We start from the raw sequence: 18284 nt of genomic DNA on the forward strand, positions 1-18284 counted from the left end.
GTGATACGAAGAGCGCCCCTGCCTGAAGCTTTCAGACAGGGGCGCGCTGTTTCCTGGCGGATAACAGTCTTCTCTTCCCGGCTACTTCACGAAGAACGGGAAGATATAGAGAACAACCGCGATCACGCAGGACGCTGAAACAATCACTTTCCAGATCAGGTACTCACGATCCATCGCCCGTTTTTCCTCAGGCGGCGGTACGTCATCCGCACCGGACGCCGCGAGATCCAGCGTGAATTCCCCGGCTTTGCCGTACTTCCACCGGCAGACAAGATAAATCGCGATACCGAGCACGCACCAGAGCACGCCAGTGATGAAGGCGTTCGCGTCCAGCTGCGTCATCATCAGCACGTAGATCACCGCGCTCACCGGAGCCCCGACCTTGATCCACGGAGCCTTGTAGCTCCGCTTCAGTTCCGGATGCTTCTTACGAAGAGCAAGCGCGGCAATGATGCCAAGCACGTAGTAGAAGAGGTCGGCGAAAAGGGAGAGCGACGCGATGTATTCAAGCGAATTCGTCGCAATCAGCGCTACGGACAGCACACCGAGCACAATCACCGCGACATACGGCGTCTGATATTTCTTACTCGTGATCGCGAAGACCTTCGGCATGGAGCCGTCACGCGCCATCGTGAAGAGATAGCGGGGAGGCGTCGAGATCGAGGCGTTCAGCGTGGAGAAGTCGCCGCCAAAGGCGATACCGGCAGCAAGGAGCGCGAGAGGGAACCCGAGGATCCCGGCCGCCTTCATCGCCTGGGCAAACGGCGCTTCCGCATCCGCGAGCGATGCGATCTGATCCGGAGGCGTGATGCCGACGAGGTACCACTGGAAAAGCGCGTTCACCGCAAAGACGACAAACGGGGCGAGGAACATCGCGCGCGGCACATTGATATGCGGGTATTTGATTTCTTCCCCCATCGCCACGCAGGCCTCAAACCCAGCAAAGCACCACCAGATCATGCAGGTCGCGGAGAAGAATCCGAGAGGTGTTGTCGCGTGAAGGAATTCCGGAGCCCGCACAAAGGACGGCAGGTGGACATTCGGAATCATCGTAAGGAACCAGATGAAGGCGACGCCCCAGAAGAAGAACATGAAGCCGTTCTGCAGTTTTCCGGTGAGCTTCACGCCGAAAACATTGGCCACAATGAAGCCCGCGGTCACAATGGAGGCGAGCACCACGTCGGATATCGGCAGGTCGTAGCCAAACGCGAGGAAAAGCGTTCGGAAGTAGTAACTGAAAGCGAGCGCTTCGCCCCCCGTCACTGCGACAAGCGAAATGATGAAGTTCCAGCCCGCGAGCATTCCGGCCGCACGTCCAAGACCAAGAGATGCGAACTGGTAGGTGCCGCCCGCGTAAGGAAGCGCGGCTCCCATTTCCGCGTATAGGAGCGCCGGATAAATACTCACCGCGAGCGCGAGGAGCGTTGCAAGAATGACCGCTGGCCCGAGCGTGCCGACAACATTGGAACCCGTTGTAAAGAGACCGACACCGATCACAGAGCCCGCCGTGATCGTCACCGCCTCCCGCATGCCGAATGTGCGTTTCAGACCCCCGGCCTGGGGGCTTGACGCCTCAATTCTGGTTTCTGTCATAGGATTTATTTTTTATATTGAGTGAAATTGGATGGACTGCCGAATCCGCGGAAGGCAGGAAGCCCCGAGGCTCCGGCATCTTCCATGTTAGTGCGGCACTGTGACTCGAAGGAGCGCTCCAAAGCCGTTCTCTGACCACGGTCGACTGAGATAAGGAAAACGTCTGAGACTTTCCCCCGCTTTCTCTCTTTTCGGGTTTTCATCAGACATTTTCCGGATATCACCATCAAGTAACGTTTTTAAATTTCAACGACGCTATCTTTCGTTCACGTTTTTTTCTGAGGCGAATTATCACTTCAAGTGCAAAGCCTGAGAAAAGAATAGTGGCCCATAAAGCTTCCATAATAGAGATTGTCAAGATAACTATAGAGGGAGCTCATGAGCCACTATTATCATCTTACTCTTCGGGACAGAGTATTTATTTCGGCTTTAACGATTTCAGGCAAATCCCTGTCTGAAATTGCATGTGCGATTGGGAAAAATGTTTCTACGATCTCCCGCGAACTGAAGCGAAACAAGGCTGTATCGGCCCAGGATGGGGCTTCAGCTGCCTATGATCCCTGTGCCGCGCAGGCCCGATATCAGAGACAGAGAAAGCATTGCGGAAAGAGAAACATTCTGAAGTCTGACTCGTTGCTGACAAGGATTGTCTCAAATCTGCTGGTTAAGAAATTCTGGTCTCCGGAGCAGATTCAATACCGTCTCAGAAAGGAGCTGCCGAATCTAAGGATCAGCGCCACGACAATCTACCGAGGAATCAATTCTGGCTTTCTGGATCGCTTTGTGGATGGCCGAAAGATGTCCCGACACCTGCGACACCACGGTAAAACGCGTCACCGTAAAGGCATGACCGAGAGGCGAGGAAAGATCCAGATCACTCACAGCATTGAAGAGCGACCCCTGGAAGCTCAGAACAGATCTTGCCTGGGGGATTGGGAAGGCGATACCGTCATCGGAAAAAAGGGCGGAACCTGCCTCACGACTCTGGTCGATAGGAAGTCCGGCTTTCTCTGTGGCGGGAAAACCGCTTCCAAGACTGCGGCCGATGTGTCTGCCGTAATTGAGAAATCTCTGTCAGATAAGGATCTGCGTACGATTACCGTAGATCGCGGAAAAGAATTTTCCTGGGCTGAAAAACTGGAGAAAGATCTCAGAACCAAAGTGTATTTCTGCTTGCCTCATCATCCATGGGAGAAAGGAAGTAATGAAAATACAAACGGACTTCTTAGAGACTTTTTCCCAAAAGGAATGAGTATCGATAAAATTTCTCAGGCAGAAGTTCAGAAACGGTTCAATGCTCTGAATTTCAGACCCAGAAAACGTCTCAATTGGAAGTGTCCGGCTGAAGTCTTTTATTCAGTAACTTTGCACTTGATTTGATAATTCACCGAATAAAACCGTGAACCGTTCCTCCTGACCGCCATACGAAACGCTCTGTGCCGCCTGCCGCAATATTGATACCTATAAATAAATAGAGCTTTTACAGAAACCCGTAAATCCAAGACAGAAGCCTCCATCATGATGAATAAATTACGGCATTTCTTCCTGGAATCCCTATTTGGTGATACATAAATATTTTTAAAAAGGCGTAATGTATGAATTGCAGAGAAAAGAAAAAGAAGAAACCCCGAGAGCATTTCTTCCTTCTTCTCTTCTCCGCGAAGCGGGTTTAGGAGCAGCCGGAAGCCGGTTCCGCTATTTTCCCGAAGTCCTTGCAGCGGAAGCATCACGGCGAATCCGGAGACACTGCTCCGGCATCTGTAGAAGCATGAGTGCGTACAGCCTCATCCCGTGACTCTCTCCTCGGAGATGAGGTCTTTTTCCCTCCTTCCCTGCAAGTTCTCCTCATGGAAGGAGGGATATTTCTTTTTCCCTCATTTGTCTCCCCGTTCACATTTCCCCCTCAGAAGCTTGGTCTTCAAAAAGACCCTCGGCCGGTTTTGAATCTGGCTCTCTCCTCTCTTATTCTTCACACTGTTTTGACGCGCTTTGAACGGGGGTTTCACACGGCAGGGAACACACTTTAACTGTCTCCCTTTATCTGCTGCCGGACTTCCGTCCGTCGGCACTCTGAATCCCGTGAAAAGACGTTTTCTTTCCGCTGCAGCCGAAGCGATTATTCCGGCTCTGCTGCTCGCGGCGCTCATCATCCTTCACCCGGTCTCCATTGACCTCGCGGTGGAGCGTTTCTTTGCGCCGGATGGAACGTTTCCGCTTCAGAACAGCGCAGCGCTGCTTTTCTTCCATAAATGGGCAAAACTGCTCACGGTGTTCGTAGCTTTGGGAGTTATCGCGATCGCGGTAAAAGACCGTGCCAAGATCTCCCCCCGGATTTCTGTCACTGAAGCGGGCTATCTTATTACCGCAATACTCGTCTGCGTCGGGACAGTCTCAGTGCTGAAAGATATGACCGGGGTCTACTGCCCGGTTTCCACGACGTTCTTCGGCGGTACGCATCCGATTCTTGCCCCTCACTTTGGATTCAGCCTTTCAGCCCCTGGCAACTGCTGGCCCGGAGGCTTTGCCGGAACCGGTTTCAGCCTGATCCCCTTCTGGTTTGCTTTCAGACGTCGCCGTCCGACCCTTGCCCGCGCCGGTCTCTTTTTCGCTATCCTCTTCGGAACGGTCTGCGGTGTCATTCAGATGATGCGGGGATACCACTTCCCGAGCCACAATGTGGCGACGTTCCTTCTTGACTGGAGTCTCTCCGCTCTGGTCTACCTCGCGTTTCTCGCGTCTTCGTTAAAGCGCAGCCATGCGGCTCGCTTCATTCGGATTCCTCAGAAAGCCTGAACGCTGATCCGGTTCGAAAATTAATAAGAGGGACGGTTTCCCAGAAACCGCCCCCGGAAGAGGTTTGCTTCAAAATGTCGGAAATGTCTTTTCTCCTCTCACTCCAGGCGCTTCATGGAACATTTTTTGATTCCATCATGATGGCGGCGACCCGGGTCGGGAACGCGGGAGAAATCTGGATCGCGCTCGCCGCGGTGCTTTTATGCTCAAAAAAGACCCGCCCGGTAAGCATCGCGATCATCGTCAGTCTGTTCGCGGATCTTTTTATTTCAAACGGCCTTCTGAAGTTTCTTTTTGCCCGTCCGAGACCCTGCGCCATTGAGACAGGGGTCTCTATGCTGCAGGCGTGCCCGCCTTCTTTCTCATTTCCTTCCGGTCACACGGCGGTGTCATTCACGGTGCTCGGCGTTCTGCTCGCAAGCAGGGAATTCAAAATTGCTCTCGCGGCGCTTCCCGTCGCGCTTCTGATCGCCTTTTCGCGGCTCTGGCTTTTTGCCCATTTCCCGACAGACGTTCTGGGGGGTGTTGCCGTGGGACTCGTGATTGGATATGGCACCTGGCATCTCCTTCTCCTGATCCCCGCATTCAAGCGGCTCTGGAACCGATCGAACAGAGAGGAAGCACTGACACAAGCCTGAATAAAACAGCGCCCCGAAAAATCACTAACGGGACGCTGTTTTTATCGGAAGCTCGGGATAACCAATTATTCTTCAAAAGTACCGCGAACAATAATTTCGCGATTCCGCATCATCTGACGCCCCTTGGCAAAAACATCCGTAAGTTCAAGATTGTCATCAAAAAGCAATGCATCTGCCGTTGCTCCATCGGCCACCCGACCTTGCGTAGATAGCCCATGCGAATCCGCAACATTTTTGGTGATAAAGGGAAGAACATCCTCGAGCTTCTGCCCCTTTTCCCTGACAAGCTTCTGAATAGTTTCAAGATTACATTCAATCCCGCAGACAGCCAGCCCTACCATTTCCCCCTTGTCATTGAAACGAGGTTTGGAGCCATGACCGTCTGAGCTCATCGTAATGCGGGCAGGGTCAACCCCTTCGCCAACCGCTTCAATAAAGGCATCAGCCGGGGAGTCGAAGCAGCAGGATCCGCCTGTTGTGATATCGATATAGCCGCCTGCTTTGGCAAACTGCACAGCGGAATCAAACACATACTTTGCCCTTGCGCAATGAGTCGGGCGAATATGGCGAATCGGGAAACCGCGGTCCACTATTTCCTTAAACATTTCAAATTCGCCATGAAGATTTCCGGAATGAACATGCAATACACCGATTTTTCCGGAAATCATGCCGGCAAGACGAATGTCAGCCAGTAGCTGAATAACCTGATCAACTGTCGGGAAGGATGAGCGGTGATCGCCAAGCGCAATCTTGACTCCCAGACACTCCGGAACCATAAAGATATCTTTTGCGGCCTCACCGCTCATCGTGGTCGGAGGAAAGCGGTAATTGCTCGTATACATCCATGTGGACACCCCTTCTGCGGCCAGCGCACGAATTTTGGCAAGCAGATTTTCAATTGAGCGGGTAATAAAGTCTGTCCCTGATACCCCAACAAGAGAAGTGGTTCCACAGGCAACCAATTCCGAAAGCACCAGTTCCGGTGTTCTGGACACGGGACCGCCTTCTCCGCCGCCTCCCGTGACGTGAATATGCTGATCAAAGAATCCAGGCGTCAGCAGTTTCCCTGCTGCATCAATTGTTTCCAGTCCAGGCATTACTACGTTGAGATCTTTCCCAACCGCAGCAAAACGGCCATTCACCATCAGAACGTCCTGAACCCCCAGACGTTCCGGCGCATATACCTCGGCGTTTCTAATCAGAACTGCATTCATCATTTGACTCCTGTCAGAAAGAGAATGGGATCAGGCTGCCGGAATTTTTTACGGCAGCCCGGGTTCCGTTCAGAGGAAGGCGGCTGAAGCCGCAATGTTTGTAATCAGGGCAAGCACCATCACCGGAATCGTGCGGCGCACGAGCTGGAACGGTGTAATGCCAGCGATCGATGACACGGCAATGGTGACACCCGCAATCGGGCACATCGTACGGGCAATACCCGCCGACAGCTGTACAGGAACGGCAAGCACAGCCGCGCTCATGCCGACAGAAGACGCTGCCTGAGGAAGAAGCGGCGAAAATGCAAAGAACGCTGCATTTCCTGAGCCTGTGACCAGAGTCGCAAGGACCATAATGGCAATCATGATGAAGAGCATCACCCAGACACCTGCCGATTCCATTGATGCGGCGGCGTTGATCATCGTCGTGATACCGCCGACCTTTGTCATACCAAAAGCGAAGAGTTCAGCGCAGCAAATAAGGGCCACAGTTGATGTAAATACTTTGCCCATCCCTTCATATACAGCCTTTGTCCTTCCAATCGAATCCTTCACACCCCGGGTTGTGATGAGGTCAACTACGAAAGACACAAGAATGGAAATAATGATGGCGGTCTGAAGCGAGAGTTTCACAGGCTGATAGACCATCGGGCTGAAAATAATCAGAAGAACAAGGGGCAGCATCGGAAGGATTGAATACCAGACAGGACCTGCTCCTTCAAATGCCTTTGCTACATCTTCCTGAGTCCCGGCTCCGCTTGTTTCAATACCATCCTTCTTATCAAACCAACGCTGAATAAAGAAATGTCCGATTGCTACTACAGCGATCACGCAGAGTGCAACCGGAATCTGATTCTGGACAAAATAGGTAACGACGTCTGTGTTAAGGAGATCTGCCGCCCGCATCGCATTTGAGGATGACGGTCCAAGGTCAAGACAGCAGGTCGAACCAATCACCGCAGCCGCGGAAGTCTTAGAAACCCCCAGCGCGACAAGCAGCGGGAAAATCGAAGCCATCAGCAGCAATCCAAGACCGACTGCGCTGTTAATGAAGAGTGCCATAAACTGACCAACGATATAGGTCACGGCAAGAAGCAGATAAGGCGAGCGGATCGCTGATAGCGGCTTCACACAAAGCTTCACGAGAGCCTTGGATGCCCCGATCTTATCCATGTAATACGAGAAACCTGCAATCCACATGATGTTGAGACCCAGACCGGGGAGGCGTGTCTTCATACGATCAGTGAAGGCCTGCGCAAAATCAAATCCAAGGAAATGAGTGGATGCCTTTGCCGGCACCGGATCAACTCCAAAACACGCAGCAACTGCAAGGAATAAAAGACCTGCAATCAAAAGAACGGTTGGAGGGTAATAGTTTTTGAAAATACACCACGCGACCGCCGCAATCACTGCGAGCGTTATGACGACACCTAGCATGCTTCATCTCCTTTGTGGTTGATGCATAACTCTTGAGGCACAGACCCTGATGCCCGTTTTCTTCTGCCATCCTGGTGGTTAGGGAACAGAAGATTAGGTTTATCCTGACGGACAACCTCGCGGAGGCGTGAGCTGAATTGAATTCTTCAGCATTTTTTAGAGATGACGTTATATGCACGCCTCAGCGTAATACCGCTTAAAGTCTACTCCCAATTATTGATTCGGTGCCAGACTTCCGTAGCCTCTCCGTGATCGACGATGTGATAGCGGTCGAAAGCCGCCGCCGTCGGGCAAGCGTGATTTGGGAGAATGCGAAGACGCGTATCCAAAGGGAAATCCGATTCTGAAATCGGTTTCCCGTCACGCCGGGCAATGATCCCGTGCTCCTGGTTCGCGGACGCCACCCAAAGCTCAGGGATCAGGTTCCCATTGATATCGCAGACCGCTCCGTAACCCCAGTCAACCGCCTGAGAAGCCGTGCCGCGGTCCCGGCTCATCGCGAGCCACCCGCCATCCGTAATCAGCCAGCCCTTCTCCTGCTGCCGGCCAATGACAGAGACCAGCACGGACTCAGCGATGTCCCCGATCTCGCAAACTCCCACACCATGCATAAAGAGATCAAAGATGGTCCCGACGCCGCTTCGATATTCCGTGACACCAGGAGCCTTTTCCGCGGCGCAGAGTGTCGGGGTGGAACCGACACTCACGATTTCAATCGGGAAACCGGCAGCGCGAAGGTCATCCGCGACTCGGGTAATTGCAGTCACTTCATTCTCGGCCGCGGCCTTCAGCTCGGCGTCCCCGTGCGCCGAATAGCTGCCGCCCGCGTGTGTCAGGACGCCGACAAGCGCCGCGCCATCTTTCAGATGTCGGGCTACCTCAAGAATTTCAGGGCTTCCCGGTTTCAGGCCGGAACGATGTCCATCGCAGTCAATTTCAATCAGTACCCGAAAACTGGTGCCAGCTGTCCGCGCATAGCGGCTCACGGCATCGGCCGCCTCAACGCTGTCGAGAATGATCTTGCAGTCAGCCCCAGACTTATTAATCCGATCAACGCGGGGCAGTTTATGCGGGGCGATTCCGACCGCGTAAATCAGATCTGTGATTCCGTTGGAGGCAAAAAATTCCGCCTCTTTCAGGGTGGAAACTGTGGCGGGACCAGTCGGGTCCTCAATCTGGAGACGGGCAATTTCCAGACACTTATGCGTTTTCAGATGCGGACGCCAATGCACACCGAGCTTCGCGCAGGATGCTTTGGCTCGGGCAATATTCCGGATAAGTTTGTCGCGATCAATCAAAAGCGACGGTGTATCGAGCTCGGTGAGCTTCATAGGCGTGGCCTCGAGGAAGAAAAAGAAAATTTATTTTTTATTCTCCCCCACCCCCGATAGTCTGAATCACGCATAAAATCAAAAGAGTTTTGAGAAAAAATCAAAGATAAGAAACAGGAAGACCGATTTTCCAACCCTATTCCTGCCTTCTCTTTTCGGTTTTTTCAGATTTTTTAGGACTGAAAATTCATGAAACGCGTGTTGCTGCTCCTTCCCGCTCTGATTTTTGCCGCTTCGGCCGCGTCTGCTGCTGACGCTCCCCGCGGGAACACCCAGTTTGAAAGCTTTTCCCAGGTGAAGAAGATTCTGCTCAATCAGGTCTTCAACGATCACCGTACGACGATTTACTGCGGCGCGTCTTTCACGCCGGATAAGCAGGTCATTCTGCCGAAGGGATTCATCGCGGCCAAATCCCCGAAACGCGCAAACCGAATTGAATGGGAACATATTCTGCCGGCGGAAAACTTCGGAAGGGCCTTCACGGAATGGCGGGAAGGCGCGCCGGAATGCGTAAAAGGAAACGGTAAGCCTTATAAGGGCCGTGCCTGCGCAAACCGCGCGAGCGCGGAGTACCGCCTGATGCAGGCGGATATGTATAACCTCTACCCCGCAATCGGCTCCGTCAATGCCGCGCGGCAGAACTACGACTACACGCAGTTCGCGAAAGGGACCCCGAACACCTTCGGTACGTGCCCTATGAAGATTGAGGACCGGAAGGCGGAACCGCCGGACGCCGTGAAGGGGCTCGTCGCCCGCACGTATAAGTACATGGAGTGGGCCTACTCGAAGTACCGGATGAGTAACCAGACCCGTCAGCTGATGAACGCCTGGGATAAGACGTTCCCGGCAACAGCCTGGGAGTGTGAGAGGGCGAGCCGCATCGCGGCGATTCAGGGGAATGTGAATCCCTTCACGCAGGCAGCGTGCAGAAAGCCCGCAAAATAAACATTACTTGTCACGGCTTTCCGGAGTGCCACACCTCCGGAAGGTCTCTTCCAGGAGGGTTTCGGTTTGAGCCGGGCAACTGATCTTGAACTCTTCTCCGCAATCGCGAAAAGCGGAAGTCTTTCTGAGGCAGCGCGCCGTCTCGGACTGACCGCCGGCGCTGTGTCACGCCGGCTCGCCGCGATGGAAACCCGGTTAGGCTGCCCCCTGGTGCTCCGCAATACTCGCGGGATGGCGCTTACCGGGGAAGGAAAGCGGTTTCTCGCGGGCGCGGACGACATTCTGGAACGGATTGCCGCTCTTGAAGACGCTGTGACGTCAGCGCGAGGCACTCTGAAAGGAAAGCTTCACATCAACTGCAGCTGGGGGTTCGGGGAACGGGTTCTCAGCCTCGCGGCAGCGGAATTTGCCGCCGCGAATCCTGAAATCGAACTCACCCTCCTCCTCTCCGATCCTCCTCTCGATCCGGTACAGTCCGGGCTCGATCTGGTCATTCATATCGGAGAGCTCCCCGAGAGCCGTTTTCACGCCAAGCGCCTCTTCCGGAATGACCGTATCCTTTGCGCGTCTCCCTCCCTGCTTCAGAAAACCGGAAGCTCCGTCACATCACCTGCGGATCTCGCGAAGCTCCCTGCCATTTCAATCGATGAGGACCGCCTACCCGGAAACATCTGGGAGCTGAAAGGAAAAAACGGCGCTGTCCGAATCCGCTTTCATTCATCACTCCGCACAAATTCAAGTGAAACCGCAACCCGATGGGCTGAGGCTGGTCTCGGCGTTATTCTGAGAAGCCGCTGGGCGGTGTCTGACGCCCTTCAGTCCGGGAAACTGACGCAGATCCTGCCGGATCTCACAATGCCGAGTTCTGGTTACGCGTATTACGCCGGAAACCGCCTCGCCTCCCCGGCCCGGTCTTTTCTTCGCTTTCTGGTTCCCTGGCTTAAGCAGAGAGGAATCGCCTCATGACGGATAACTTCTCGAAGCCTTTCCGAATGCCGGAATCGGTTCCCCCGACTCCTGAACTCGCGGCGCAGCTTCAGAAACTTGCCCACACGGTCAGCCATCCAATGCGGGGGGCCGGGCTTCTGCTTGAAAAGGATGGGAGCACCCGTATTCTCACGGCGCTTTCAGACGAGAGGTTCCCGGGGAGTGCCGGAATGCCGCCTGCTGAAATCTCATGGAGCTCCTTTTATCGGAATCTTGAGGAATCCGGGGAACGCCTGAACCCAGAGACTCCGGTGGAGACCGCGGGTGGACGCAGAGTTGATTTATCCCGCTTTTTCGAGCACTCCGCTCCCGCCTGGGCTTCTAAGCCGGGAAGGAATCGGAATCTCTGGCGCGGCGCTATCCTGCGGGAGCTCCAGAGCGCTCCTGTGTCCGTCATCAATACCTGGAGAGAACACTTCTGCGATTGGCGTCCGGTTGAGCTCCTTGAAACACGGGCAGGAACGCCGTTCTCATTTGAAGCCCGAACGGTTGGCGCGCCCTATTCGGTCCGGACATTTACGCGTCCACTCATAGCCTCTCTGATGCCGGAGGTCGAGCAGGCTCCGAGAATCCCATTCAGTCTCGGGAAAAATCCAGACTTCGAGGTGCTGTACGAGGATCAGGATTCGATTGCGATCCTGAAGCCCTCAGGTATTCCGTCAGTCCCGGGGATCCTTGAGCCGGTCAACATGAAGTCGGTTCTTGAAGAAAAAACCGGTCCGCTTTACACCGTTCACCGACTTGATCAGGGAACATCAGGTGTATTGCTCTTCGCCAAAAACGCCGCGGCGGCAGCAAGCCTCTCTGACGCTTTTGCTTCACGGCTGACCCGGAAAACCTATACCGCGATTCTCGAGGGCGAAACAGGAATCGCAGGCAGTGTGGAGACTCTCCGGCTTCCTCTCGGGGGAGATCCGTTCGATCTTCCGCGCCAGATCGTGCTCTCGGAATCCAACCGGGGAAAAAGCGCGAAATCAGCAGCGGAGATCATCGCGGTGAGTGAACACCGTGGGTTCGCCCGTACCCTCGTCCGACTGCATCCTGAGACCGGGCGCACGCACCAGCTCCGGATCCATATGGCACTGGGGTTCGGGTGCCCGATCCTCGGGGACGCACTCTATGGGAAACGGGGGCTCTTCGAGCTCAGAGAACCAAGGCTTTATCTGCACCTCGAGGAACTGACCTTCCCTCGGGTATCTGACGGAAAACCCGTCACAGTGAGGATAGATTCCGGATTCAGTTCTCTTCTCTGAGAACCAAGCGCCGAAAAAATCCCGCAGAGCCTAAACCCTGCGGGATGGAATCAGACTACCTGTATAAGGATCGCTGATTAAGCCTTGAAGGCGAGCTGAAGCGGCGGAACAACCTGCTTCTTGCGGCTCATGACACCAGCCATCCAGCCGTTCGCGTCAGGCTTCAGAGCGCCGCGGACAATATCGGCGTCGTCAGACTCCATCAGAAGCTCGGAACCTTCCTTCATGATGTCCGTCAAAACGAGGAGAACGGTGTCGCGGCCTTCAGCCTTCACTTCCTTCAGTTCGGCTGCGAGCTGGGCCTTCAGTTCCGGCGTGATGAGATCAAGCGAAATGAGGGAAAGCTGGCCGATACCGACCTTCTTGCCGTTCATATCGAAGTCCTTATAGTCGCGGAACACGAGGTCGCGCGGGGAGGCGTCGAGGTTGCTGCCGGCCTTGAACATCTCAATACCGAGCGCCTCGATGTCGTCAACACCAGCGATAGCGGCGAGTTCCTTCGCGGCGCGGATATCCGTCGGTGTGCAGGTCGGGCTGCGGAACAGCACCGTGTCAGAAAGAATCGCGCAGAGCATGGCACCGGCGATATCCTTCGGCACTTCAACCTTGTAGTAGTCGTACATCAGCTTCACGATCGTGTTGCTGCAGCCGACCGGCTGAATCCAGCATTCGAGCGGGTAGTCGCTCGTCACGTCGCCAAGTTTATGGTGATCGATGATGCCGAGGAGACGGCACTTCGGGAAGTCGTCCGGAGCCTGAGCAAGATCGGAGTAGTCGACGAGATAAACCTCGCGGCCTTCGACCGAATGCACCACTTCCGGAGCCTTGAGACCGAAGCGCTTCAACACGAAAGCGGTTTCAGGAGAAGGATCACCCTGAGCGCCGGAAACAGCATCAATGCCGCGGGCGCGGTAGAGATACGTGGCGGACAGTGCAGAAACGATGGAATCGGTATCCGGATTCTTGTGGCCTAGAACCAAAGCGGTCATGACTAACTAACCTCGAAAAAAGATGGGGACTGGGGACAGTCGGACGCGTCCCCTGTTTGCAGTGTGTAATTGAAGAATAGTACAACACCGCCCGGCTTGTGTCATGAAGGATAGCCCCGTATTGAAGTCGGCGTGAGCTCTGAATTGTTTCAGAAAACTGATGGATACCTGCGATCCTCACGTCCCCTGCCGCTCTTATAAGGCGTGACGCATGAATGGGTTATCCCACCTTGACCTCATTCATTACTCTGGCGGAACAGAGGCATCCTTCTGAAGCGCACTTTCTAATTAAATCAATAATGAAGACGTTAAATCAAAAAACGGCATCAAAAAAATTTGCCTTTTTTAATTTTCATGTGTAATATTTCAGTTCTGAGTTGCGCCCGTAGCTCAGTTGGATAGAGCACCTGGCTACGAACCAGGGGGGCGCGGGTTCGAATCCTACCGGGCGCACCAAACGAATTCAAGAAATCCCAGATAGTTCCGCTGTCTGGGATTTTTTCATGCCCGAAGCATTTCTTCTTTCAAACTAACTTTCCGCCTTTGCTGAACCCAGAAAAAATATAAGGCTGATCCACAATGAGTGAATCAGCCTTTCACAGCACTTCCGCTCCTGACCTCAGTTACTTCGTATAAAACCGCGTCAGATAATCCGCAAGTGCTGTGTCCCAGCTCGGCATCTTGTAGTTCAGCGTGTATTCAAGCTTCTTCTTCGCCAGGCGGGAATTTGCCGGACGCTTCGCTGGAGACCTGAACTCTTCAGATGTGCAGGGAATCACCTTCTGATTCACGTGCGCGAGCTCAAAAATCCGGCACGCGAAATCGTACCAGGTCGCCTCTCCTTCGCAAGTGAGGTGATAGGTTCCCACCAGCTCCGGATGACGGAGAAGCTCATTCAGGGCCTGAGCGACGGCGATTGTGCTCGTCGGATTACCCCTCTGATCATTCACGACCTTCAGAACCTCGCGGGTGCCATCCGCAAGAGAAAGCATCTTATCGAGGAAGCTCGGGCCGCCGGGACCGTAAAGCCAGGAGACGCGGGCAATAATGTGGTTCGGGCAGTGTGTTCTCACGGCCTGCTCGGCCGCCCATTTGCTCTGACCGTATACACAGTGCCCCCCTGTTGGAGCATCGAATTCCGTATAGGGAACGGGAGAATCGCCCTCAAACACATAATCTGTTGAAATGGCAATCAGCTTCGCGCCGTGGCGGTAGCAGGCAGATGCCACATTTTCAGTGCCGACCGCATTGATCCGGTAAGCCTGATCAATTTCAGTTTCGCACTTATCGACGGCTGTCATGGCTGCGCAGTGAATCACCACGTCAGGTTTATGGAGAGCAAGGCACCGATCAAAGGCGGCGGCATCGGTGATATCCGCTGTTTTGTGATTGGTGGGAATCACTTCGACTCCCTGCAGCTCATGCTGCAGAGTACGGCCGAGCATGCCATCCGCGCCGGTAATCAGTACTTTCATCGGTCAGAACTCCAGAGCGTCCTTGAAGAACGGAGCGATCTGATCTTTTGCGGACAGAACCGGTTCTTCCTTATAGGGCCAGTCAATCGCAATCGTCGGGTCATTCCAGCGGATGGAGCCTTCATCCCCCGGGTGATAGAAGTCCGTGCACTTATAGTGGAAGTGAGCGACATCGCTCAGAACGACAAACCCGTGAGCCATTCCTGGCGGAATCCAGAGCTGATTCTGATTTTCCTGGTTCAGAATGGCTCCGAACCATTTGCCAAAGGTGGGAGATCCCTTGCGGATATCCACCGCCACATCGAACACTTCTCCAAGAGACACCATAACAAGCTTGCCCTGCGGGTGCTGCTTCTGGAAATGGAGGCCGCGGAGAATCCCCTTCGTGGACTTGGAGTGATTGTCCTGAACAAAAGGCAGATTGATGCCTGCGGCTTCGTAACGCTCCTTCTGCCAGGTTTCGACAAAATACCCACGTTCATCACCAAAAACCTGAGGCTTGATGAGCAGCACACCTTCGATCGGTGTCTTTACGACTTCCATTATTTATCTCCTTCGATCAAGTTCAGCAGATACTGACCGTAGTGATTCTTTGCGATCGGTTTTGCCAGTTCAGCAACCTGTTCACTCGAAATGTAGCCCTTCCTCCAGGCAATCTCTTCCGGGCAGGCAATCATGAGACCTTCACGGGACTCAACCGCGTGAATAAACATGGCCGCTTCAAGCAGGGATTCATGCGTACCGGTATCAAGCCAGGCAATGCCCCTCGACATCAGTTCGACGCAAAGATCCTTGCGTTCAAGATAGGCTTTATTGACATCCGTAATTTCAAGCTCGCCTCGGGCGGACGGCTTCACCTGCTTCGCGATTTCGAGCACGTCAGGATCATAGAAATAAAGCCCGGTTACCGCAAAGTTCGACTTCGGGTGCTTCGGTTTCTCTTCAATGCTGATTGCCCGATGCTGATCATCGAACTCAACAACGCCATAGCGCTCCGGATCCGTCACGTGATAACCAAACACCGTAGCTCCGTGATCCCGGCTCATCGCGCGCTCCAGCATCTCAGCGAGTCCGTGCCCGAAGAACAGGTTGTCACCAAGAATCAGACACGTGTGGTAGCCCTTGATGAAGTCCTCGCAGAGCGTAAACGCCTGAGCGAGCCCCGCCGGCTTTTCCTGGACAACGTAAGTAAAGGAGCACCCCCACTGGGAACCATCCTTCAGAAGTTCCTTGAAAAGGTGCTGCTGATCCGGGGCCGTAATAATGGCAATCTCACGGATACCAGCCTTGATCAGAACCGATATGGGGTAAAAAATCATCGGTTTATCGTAAACCGGCATCAACTGCTTGCTGACGCTGCGCGTGAGCGGATAAAGACGCGTTCCGGATCCGCCGGCAAGCACAATGCCGCGCCATTTATTCTTGTTGTTTTCCACAATCAGCTCCTTCAGGACAGTTCGTTTCTGCTGCCGTAATTAGTCTTAAGCCAGTTCTTGTATTCACCGGTCTGAATGGACTCAACCCATTCACTGTTATTGAGATACCACTCAATTGTTTCGCGGAGCCCATCTTCAAACTTATGCTTCGGCGTCCAGCCAAGTTCCCGCTCGATCTTCGAGCAGTCGATTGCGTAGCGAAGGTCATGCCCCAAACGGTCAGCAACGTGCGTGATCTGTTCCTTATAAGACTTACCGTCTTTTCGCGGACGAAGCTCATCCAGAATCTCACAGATCTTCGTGACAATCGTGATGTTGTTACGCTCCGAGCGACCACCCACGTTATAGGTTTCGCCCACCCGGCCGCGGGTCAGCACGTCATAAATCGCTTCGCAGTGATCTTCCACATGCAGCCAGTCGCGAATGTTTTCACCCGATCCATAAATCGGAAGAGGCTTCCCCTGAATCGCGTTCAGGGTCATCAGCGGAATCAGTTTTTCAGGAAACTGGCGGGGACCGTAATTATTCGAACAATTCGTAATCACAGTCGGCAGACCATACGTTTCATGAAAAGCACGGACAAAATGATCACTCGACGCCTTGGAAGCAGAGTACGGGCTGTTGGGCGCGAACTTGGTTTCTTCCGTAAAGGCCGGATCCGTCATGGAAAGCGTCCCAAACACTTCATCTGTCGAAATGTGATGGAAGCGGAAAGCACTCTTCTTCTCCGCCTCGAGGGTGTTCCACCAGTCTTTCACGCAGCGGAGCAGGATGCTGGTGCCCATCACATTAGTGCGGACAAAGGAGTCCGGATCAACAATGGACCGGTCAACGTGGCTCTCCGCTGCAAAGTTCACCACCGCGTCTGGCTGATATTCAGGAAGAACCTTCCGCAGCAGCTTTTCGTCTCCGATATCGCCGTGGATAAACACGTAGTTCGGATTGCTTTCGACATCCTTCAGATTCATCAGGTTGCCGGAATAGGTGAGCTTATCGAGATTGATAACTTTATCGCCCGCGGCAATTCTCTGAAGAACGAAACAGGAACCAATAAAACCGGCTCCTCCGGTTACCAACAGTGTCTTCATGCTTGCTCCACTAACAATTGCTACAGAATGGTCCAGATCTTGAGGATCCCAAAGAGCAGATACTCGGACTTGGAACCATAATTTTTAACTTTGAGAAAAGGAATTTTTCCGAACAGGTAGACCCATCTTTTTCTGTCATGCTGCAGCAAAAAGTATGGATACGTTCTGATCGCGTAACTCCTGACCACGTTAGCCCGGTCTTCCATCAGATCAGATTTTTTATGGGTCGTATTGTCAGGCGTATTCCTGTATTTAAGCAGCGGTTCCTGGAGGTTATAGAACATCGTTACCTCCATCAGTTTCACCCACAGCATGTAATCTTCAGCTGGTGAGTAAACCGCTTCCCACCGAATGTGGTTTTTCAGCAGTACATCTTTCCGGATCATGGCCGCCGAATGAATCACTGCACAGTCAGAGAGAAGCCCTCTCTTAATATCCTCGTTACTTTCAGGAACTCTGAGCATCCGGCCACTGGGAATCTCATCTGCCCAGCTGCTGCAGACTCCCACATCGGGGTGGGAATCAAGGTAAGCTGCTTCTTTTTCCAGACGGGTCGGGTAACAGATATCGTCATGATCCAGAATGGCGATATAGTCGCCTGAAGCGAGCCCGAGAAGCTTATTCCGGCTCTCAGAAATCCCCAGATTTTCTTCATTGCTGAAGAACCGGATCCGCGGGTCTGAAAATCCCTTCACGAGACTTTCAAGCTCAGTATTGTCCGGAGAATCATTCAGGAGCAGAAACTCAAAATCACTGAATGACTGAGCCAGAACGGACTCAATCATTTCTTTCAGCTGATCGGGTTCCGTATTGTAAAGAGGGGTCAGAACCGAGATTTTAGGCATTCAGAATTCCAATTAGTCTGTTTGGCTGGGAAAGGCACCTTCGCTTTCGGCGGTTTTGGTCCTTGCAGGTCCATCCTCTGCAGGATGCGTCTGCTGAACAACTGAGACCCGCTCAAATCTGAATCGCCCGACTGAGACTGATCTTATAGGAGGTCAGCTATTTCCGGTAAAAAATTTATCGTAATGATACTGCTTTTTACAGCTTAAGACTACGTAATAATAAGAATTACAAAAGGCGGATTGGATGATATTTTCCGAAG

The 18284-nt window shown here is 53.3% G+C and carries 16 protein-coding genes and 1 tRNA gene; 7 read left to right on the forward strand and 10 right to left on the reverse strand.

The annotated features are described in order from the left end of the window. Positions 1 to 81: 81 nt before the first annotated feature. Positions 82 to 1593: an APC family permease gene (locus M4NBBH2_RS08560; protein WP_235005625.1), complete on the reverse strand. Its 1512-nt coding sequence runs from the start codon at positions 1591 to 1593 to the stop codon at positions 82 to 84. Between the two features lie 378 nt (positions 1594 to 1971). Here M4NBBH2_RS08560 and M4NBBH2_RS08570 point away from each other — a divergent pair, with 378 nt between their 5' ends. The 3 genes from M4NBBH2_RS08570 (at position 1972) to M4NBBH2_RS08580 (ending at position 5024) form a co-directional block, all read left to right on the forward strand. Further along, positions 1972 to 2973, forward strand: coding sequence for an IS30 family transposase (locus M4NBBH2_RS08570; protein ID WP_116270533.1), 1002 nt, complete (start codon positions 1972 to 1974; stop codon positions 2971 to 2973). Between the two features lie 699 nt (positions 2974 to 3672). After that, entirely contained in the window at positions 3673 to 4386 is a 714-nt protein-coding gene (locus M4NBBH2_RS08575; RefSeq protein WP_160117852.1) for a phosphatase PAP2 family protein, read from the forward strand. 83 nt (positions 4387 to 4469) lie between these two features. Then, the gene (locus tag M4NBBH2_RS08580) at positions 4470 to 5024 is read left to right on the forward strand and encodes a phosphatase PAP2 family protein (protein WP_170135086.1); all 555 of its coding nucleotides are present in this window, start codon (positions 4470 to 4472) and stop codon (positions 5022 to 5024) included. Between the two features lie 65 nt (positions 5025 to 5089). On the opposite strand, the gene iadA is transcribed toward M4NBBH2_RS08580, so the two are convergent. From iadA to M4NBBH2_RS08595, 3 genes are all read right to left on the reverse strand, one after another. Further along, positions 5090 to 6241, reverse strand: a complete 1152-nt coding sequence (gene iadA, locus M4NBBH2_RS08585) for a beta-aspartyl-peptidase (protein WP_116269202.1) — start codon at positions 6239 to 6241, stop codon at positions 5090 to 5092. Positions 6242 to 6307: 66 nt separating this feature from the next. Next, complete coding sequence (gene dcuC / locus M4NBBH2_RS08590; protein ID WP_116269203.1) at positions 6308 to 7675, reverse strand: C4-dicarboxylate transporter DcuC; 1368 nt, start codon at positions 7673 to 7675, stop codon at positions 6308 to 6310. 203 nt (positions 7676 to 7878) lie between these two features. Further along, positions 7879 to 9006, reverse strand: coding sequence for an alanine racemase (locus M4NBBH2_RS08595; RefSeq protein WP_116269204.1), 1128 nt, complete (start codon positions 9004 to 9006; stop codon positions 7879 to 7881). 189 nt (positions 9007 to 9195) lie between these two features. On the opposite strand from M4NBBH2_RS08595, the gene M4NBBH2_RS08600 reads away from it, so the two are divergent. The 3 genes from M4NBBH2_RS08600 to M4NBBH2_RS08610 all read left to right on the forward strand — a co-directional run bounded on the left by M4NBBH2_RS08600 (position 9196) and on the right by M4NBBH2_RS08610 (position 12191). Then, positions 9196 to 9951, forward strand: coding sequence for an endonuclease (locus M4NBBH2_RS08600; protein WP_116269205.1), 756 nt, complete (start codon positions 9196 to 9198; stop codon positions 9949 to 9951). 66 nt (positions 9952 to 10017) lie between these two features. After that, the gene (locus M4NBBH2_RS08605) at positions 10018 to 10917 is read left to right on the forward strand and encodes a LysR family transcriptional regulator (RefSeq protein WP_116269206.1); all 900 of its coding nucleotides are present in this window, start codon (positions 10018 to 10020) and stop codon (positions 10915 to 10917) included. Continuing rightward, the gene (locus M4NBBH2_RS08610; protein ID WP_116270534.1) at positions 10914 to 12191 is read left to right on the forward strand and encodes a pseudouridine synthase; all 1278 of its coding nucleotides are present in this window, start codon (positions 10914 to 10916) and stop codon (positions 12189 to 12191) included. The genes M4NBBH2_RS08605 and M4NBBH2_RS08610 overlap by 4 nt, the downstream gene beginning before the upstream one ends. A gap of 77 nt (positions 12192 to 12268) precedes the next feature. Here the strand turns inward: M4NBBH2_RS08610 and M4NBBH2_RS08615 are convergent, their stop codons facing one another. After that, on the reverse strand, positions 12269 to 13180 hold the full coding sequence (locus M4NBBH2_RS08615) for a manganese-dependent inorganic pyrophosphatase (protein ID WP_116269208.1): 912 nt from the start codon (positions 13178 to 13180) through the stop codon (positions 12269 to 12271). A 379-nt stretch (positions 13181 to 13559) separates the two neighbouring features. Between M4NBBH2_RS08615 and M4NBBH2_RS08620 the strand changes: the two genes are divergently transcribed. Then, a tRNA-Arg gene (locus M4NBBH2_RS08620) sits at positions 13560 to 13636 on the forward strand. A 167-nt stretch (positions 13637 to 13803) separates the two neighbouring features. Here M4NBBH2_RS08620 and rfbD read toward each other — a convergent pair. The 5 genes from rfbD to M4NBBH2_RS08645 are packed head-to-tail and all read right to left on the reverse strand — an operon-like array spanning position 13804 to position 18024. Continuing rightward, positions 13804 to 14655 (reverse strand): dTDP-4-dehydrorhamnose reductase, encoded by an 852-nt coding sequence (gene rfbD / locus M4NBBH2_RS08625; RefSeq protein WP_116269209.1) that lies wholly within the window; start codon positions 14653 to 14655, stop codon positions 13804 to 13806. A 3-nt stretch (positions 14656 to 14658) separates the two neighbouring features. Then, on the reverse strand, positions 14659 to 15198 hold the full coding sequence (gene rfbC, locus M4NBBH2_RS08630; RefSeq protein WP_116269210.1) for a dTDP-4-dehydrorhamnose 3,5-epimerase: 540 nt from the start codon (positions 15196 to 15198) through the stop codon (positions 14659 to 14661). After that, entirely contained in the window at positions 15198 to 16091 is an 894-nt protein-coding gene (gene rfbA, locus M4NBBH2_RS08635; protein ID WP_022442953.1) for a glucose-1-phosphate thymidylyltransferase RfbA, read from the reverse strand. Before rfbA ends, rfbC begins: the two co-directional genes overlap by 1 nt. A gap of 11 nt (positions 16092 to 16102) precedes the next feature. After that, positions 16103 to 17179 carry a dTDP-glucose 4,6-dehydratase gene (gene rfbB, locus M4NBBH2_RS08640; RefSeq protein WP_116269211.1) on the reverse strand — a complete coding sequence of 359 codons (1077 nt, stop codon included), beginning with the start codon at positions 17177 to 17179 and terminating at the stop codon, positions 16103 to 16105. A 20-nt stretch (positions 17180 to 17199) separates the two neighbouring features. After that, positions 17200 to 18024, reverse strand: coding sequence for a glycosyltransferase family 2 protein (locus tag M4NBBH2_RS08645; RefSeq protein ID WP_116269212.1), 825 nt, complete (start codon positions 18022 to 18024; stop codon positions 17200 to 17202). Between the last annotated feature and the right edge of the window lie 260 nt (positions 18025 to 18284).

This window comes from Mesosutterella multiformis, assembly GCF_003402575.1.
Lineage (GTDB): Bacteria > Pseudomonadota > Gammaproteobacteria > Burkholderiales > Burkholderiaceae_F > Mesosutterella > Mesosutterella multiformis.